We start from the raw sequence: 4520 nt of genomic DNA, 5'->3' as shown, positions 1-4520 counted from the left end.
GTGCAGTGGAGTCTTCAAATTCGCCGACAACGTTTACCCACTCGATTTGCTCAAGTGATTTACGAATACCGAACAGTACAATCGGGTGGTCATCGGCAATAATTACGTTCATAGTGTTCATGTATTGGGCTACCTTGCTACAGCAAGCTCTTGACGTAATCGTCAATGTCGCTGATGTATTTTTCTATACCTGGAGCATCTTTCTCTTGAATAAGATGTTCCAGCGCTTCACATAACTGCTTGCCGGGTACCAGATTAAGCATGGCAAACACGCCTTTCAGGCGATGGGCCGTTTGGGCTAACGCAGCGAAATCGCTGGTTGCTGCCTCAGTATACAACCTCTTAACATCATCCGGTACTGTGTCTACAAAGAGTGCATAGTAACCACTGGCATGAAGTTCGGCGTTTTCATCTCCGCCGAGGGGGAGTTCCTGGATCTCTTCTTGTGCCAGCTGCTCTTCTATCAGCTCGAGGACAGCTTCCTGCATAGCATTGCTCATATTAAAGTTGACGCGCAACTGACCAGGGCCAATTTTCCGCACGCCAGACTCATCATCGCTTAAAAGAAGGCCTGAGGCAGTAAGATTAGACGGATTATCTGTTAAAAAGAGATCATATTCTTGACTATTCAACCGCTCATCAGGCGTGATGCAGGTTGCTCCCCAGTTCTCCAGTTGGCGTAATACGATGCTGCGTACGTCATTAGAGGTGACATCAACCATTATGCAGACGTCATCTAACAAACGCTCTTCACTTTCAGCATGTTGATCGTGCAGCGGCATTTTAACATGGACTATATAACGTGTTCCAAGTTCTTCCCGCGCTTTAATGTTCAGATGTCCACCTAGCTTGCGGGCGAGCTGATCGCATAACCAGAACGTCAGCGGGTTGGCCTTGCTATACCGATCGCCTTGGGTGTCATTGATGAACGGGAAGTGCAGGTTATCAACTTCATTCAACGTGACACCTTGCCCGGTATCCAGTATGCGGAAGGTCAGGCGTTCAGTCTCCGACTCATCCTGGTCGACTTCCAGCGTGATTTTGCCAATTTGCGTGGTGGTTACCGCATATTGGATCAGCAACAGCAAAATACGGCGCAGGGCATCGCGGTCGCCGCGGCGTTCATCATGGGCGCTAAGGTGATTTTTAATCAGTAGCTGCAGCCCTTTACGTTTAATGGCTGGCAGAACCTCCGGAACCACGTCATCAATTAACGACTGCACGGAAAACAGCGTCGATTCACTTTTCCAGGCGTCGCTTTCCAGCAGGTTGGCCAACTGTATTTCATCTACCATACGCACCAGAACGTCTGCCTGATTGGCCAGTTTCTGGCTGTCCGGGCTATTCAGTGCGGCAGCATTAGCGGCAAGTGTTTTCGCCGGGTCTTTCAGTGCGCTGCCGATATTCTGCATAAAGGCCGCCCGGGCCTGCTGGTTTTTCTCATACAGTCGCTGCGCTTGCTTCAGCTTCTTATTAACCAGCACTTCGCGGTCCTGGTCACGAATAATAAAGATCTGCGTTCTCGATGAGATCTGGCTACGGAACAGCCGGATCTCATACAGCTCATTATTGATGGTGGCCTGAATCACCCCCTGATGCTGCTCCGCCATACTGGTAATGTTTTGCAAATTTAAATGCGGTAGCAGGTGGTCGGCAATTTTATTGCTGATAACCGTGCGGTTTGCTTCTTGATCGTGCACCAGCAAGCCCAGAGGCAGCAAAGAAACAATCTCTTCATTGATGGCGCGCAGAACACGCAGTTCATTATTTGCCGCAAGGTTTGGTGCCACTTCGGTGGAACGGGCAGGGAGGTGGCGAAAGGTGGTATAGCCAAACAGCGCCAGGGCCAACAAAGCAATGTTGAGTAATAGCGGCAGAAGAATGCTTTGCAAGGTGTCGAGCAGCAATGAGCCAAACGGAACCTGCCACACCAGTCGCATATCCGTTGAATTTAGCGCCGAAGAGATCTCAATTTTACTGTTGTTGAAATTAATGCTGACGCTGTCAGGCGACTCTTTTTCATTCAGATGCTCAGTTGTTGACGTGGCATCTGGAACCAGATGGAAGCTGTCCAGCGGCATGCCGGGTGGGATCAAGTCATTAATCGGCAGGTCAAAGGCGACAACCGTTGCCAGATGTCCAGGCTGATTAAAGGTCGTGCGTAGCGTGAAGTAATGCCCGTTCTGCCACGCCAGACGGCGCAGTGAAGAGAAGCTTTCACGTTCATCCAGCGCATTGGCCTGTTGTAACATTTCCGCGCGCCGTGAATCGACAATATTACCAATCGTCGACTCTTTAAAACCGGAAGTCAGATCTTTTAGCGGCAACGTTGAGATAAGGATCAGGCTATTGTCCTGACCATTCAGGTAATACATAGACCACGGAACATTTTCCGCGCCCCACAGCGTATCAAGATAGGTTGAGATGCGTTGGGTCATCTCCAGCGTAGAACTGTCATGGGAACCGAAAATCAACGCCTCGGTCTTTCTGCGCGGTTTCTCAAGATAATAGACGTCTTGTTTCAGACGCGTTTCCTGCAGTCCTTCTGCACCAGGTGAACTGGCCGTGGCGGCAATATTGTCATAGATTTGCCAGGTCACGTATCGCCAGGTATCGACCCTTTTATGAATGGCATGGGTGATATCGACAATCTGATAGCTCTTATCCTTTAACCAGGTGTTGACGGCGCTCTGGACCATAACGCCCATCATCACCAACAGCACAACGATCAGTAATAAGAAGAAACGGGTAATACTTCCCGGTAGCAGGGAGAATCGGGTAGAAGCCGTTGTGTCAGACTGACTCATTCGTGTTTATGACCTGTTAAACGACGCGAAAGATGATGGGGCAGTATAAAGGGTAATATATGAATTGCCACACTTACACCACGCCGGATGGCCCGCATTTTTTACGCTCCATTCTGTTGCAGCCATCACAATGCAAAGGTGTACAGTGGATAAAGGCGGGTACAAATATTTGTACGGAATGTATACATTTAGCATTAAATAACAAGAAATTATTAATCAGATTTATATCTGAATACGACGCAATGAGATAGTTAATAGTTGTTATAGTTTTGCATCGGTAGCACAGAACGGTAAGTTTTGTGTAAAGAAGGGTAAAAAAAAACCGAACGCGAAGCATTCGGTTGAAATAGGGGTAAACAGACATTCATGAATGAATGACGGTAATAAATAAAGTTAATGATGATAGCGGGTCTATTTTAGTTGCGAGTGAAGATTTTGTTTTGTCATTCAGTGCTATAACTATTTTCGATGTAACCTATTGATTTTAAATTTAATTAAAATAGTTCTTGATTATTTGTGCTTATTTTGCCTGTTTTTTGATTTTAAAAAAGTTCCCTCGTATTAATATTTTGAAACATCTATGCAGATAAATGAAACACCTTAAAAGTTTTAGTATCATATTCGTGTTGGATTATTCTGTGTTTTTGCGGAGAATGAAGTTGCCGACTGGTTAATGAGCTTAATCAGTATGCAGTGGCATAAAAAAGCAATAAAGGCATATAACAGAGGGTTAATAACATGAAAGTTAAAGTACTGTCCCTCCTGGTACCAGCACTGCTGGTAGCAGGCGCAGCAAATGCGGCTGAAATTTATAACAAAGACGGCAACAAATTAGACCTGTACGGTAAAGTAGACGGTCTGCACTATTTCTCTGATGACTCCACTAAAGATGGCGATCAGACCTATATGCGTATCGGCTTCAAAGGCGAAACCCAGGTTAACGACCAACTGACCGGTTACGGCCAGTGGGAATACCAGATTCAGGGTAACTCCTCTGAAAACGAAAACAACTCCTGGACCCGTGTGGCGTTTGCAGGTCTGAAATTCGCTGACGTAGGATCTTTCGACTACGGTCGTAACTATGGCGTAGTTTACGACGTAACGTCCTGGACCGACGTTCTGCCGGAATTCGGCGGCGACACCTACGGTTCTGACAACTTCATGCAGCAGCGTGGTAACGGCTTCGCGACCTATCGTAACACCGACTTCTTCGGTCTGGTTGATGGCCTGAACTTTGCCCTGCAGTACCAGGGTAAAAACGGTAGCCCGGAAGGCGAAGGTATGACTGGTGTGACCGGCAACGGTCGTGATGCGCTGAGTCAGAATGGCGACGGCGTTGGCGGATCTATCACTTATGATATCGGTGAAGGCTTCGCGCTGGGTACTGCAGTCACCAGCTCCAAACGTACTGACGAGCAGAACCGTCTGAACTTCGGTACCGGTGACCGTGCTGAAACCTACACTGGCGGTCTGAAATACGACGCGAATAACGTTTACCTGGCAGCACAGTACACCCAGACCTACAACGCAACGCGTGCGGGCAACCTGGGCTGGGCTAACAAAGCACAGAACTTTGAAGCTGTTGCGCAGTACCAGTTCGACTTCGGTCTGCGTCCGTCCGTGGCTTACCTGCAGTCCAAAGGTAAAGACCTGAACAATGGTTACGGCGACCAGGATATCCTGAAATATGTTGATGTTGGCGCGACCTACTAC

At 47.8% G+C, this 4520-nt stretch carries 2 protein-coding genes and 1 pseudogene; 1 reads left to right on the top strand and 2 read right to left on the bottom strand.

The features are described 5' to 3' along the window. Both KQJ19_RS22430 and rcsD read right to left on the bottom strand, forming a co-directional pair. Nucleotides 1-121, bottom strand: a pseudogene (locus KQJ19_RS22430) (DNA-binding response regulator); the annotation flags it as partial. A 16-nt stretch (nucleotides 122-137) separates the two neighbouring features. Continuing rightward, on the bottom strand, nucleotides 138-2807 hold the full coding sequence (gene rcsD, locus KQJ19_RS22425) for a phosphotransferase RcsD (RefSeq protein WP_016157016.1): 2670 nt from the start codon (nucleotides 2805-2807) through the stop codon (nucleotides 138-140). 738 nt (nucleotides 2808-3545) lie between these two features. Between rcsD and ompC the strand changes: the two genes are divergently transcribed. Then, nucleotides 3546-4520: porin OmpC (ompC, locus tag KQJ19_RS22420; RefSeq protein WP_216404181.1), on the top strand; the 975-nt coding region annotated here is incomplete at its 3' end.

Origin of the sequence: Citrobacter sp. S46_ASV_140, from assembly GCF_018919545.1 — a bacterium.
Taxonomy (GTDB): Bacteria; Pseudomonadota; Gammaproteobacteria; order Enterobacterales; family Enterobacteriaceae; genus Citrobacter; species Citrobacter braakii.
Note: the sequence above shows the minus strand (reverse complement) of the source record. Positions and strands in the feature narration are given on the sequence as shown.

Excerpts from the sequence above, each read along its gene's own strand:
- rcsD (WP_016157016.1), bottom strand. The coding sequence starts at position 2,807 with ATGAGTCAGTCTGACACAACGGCTTCTACCCGATTCTCCCTGCTACCG.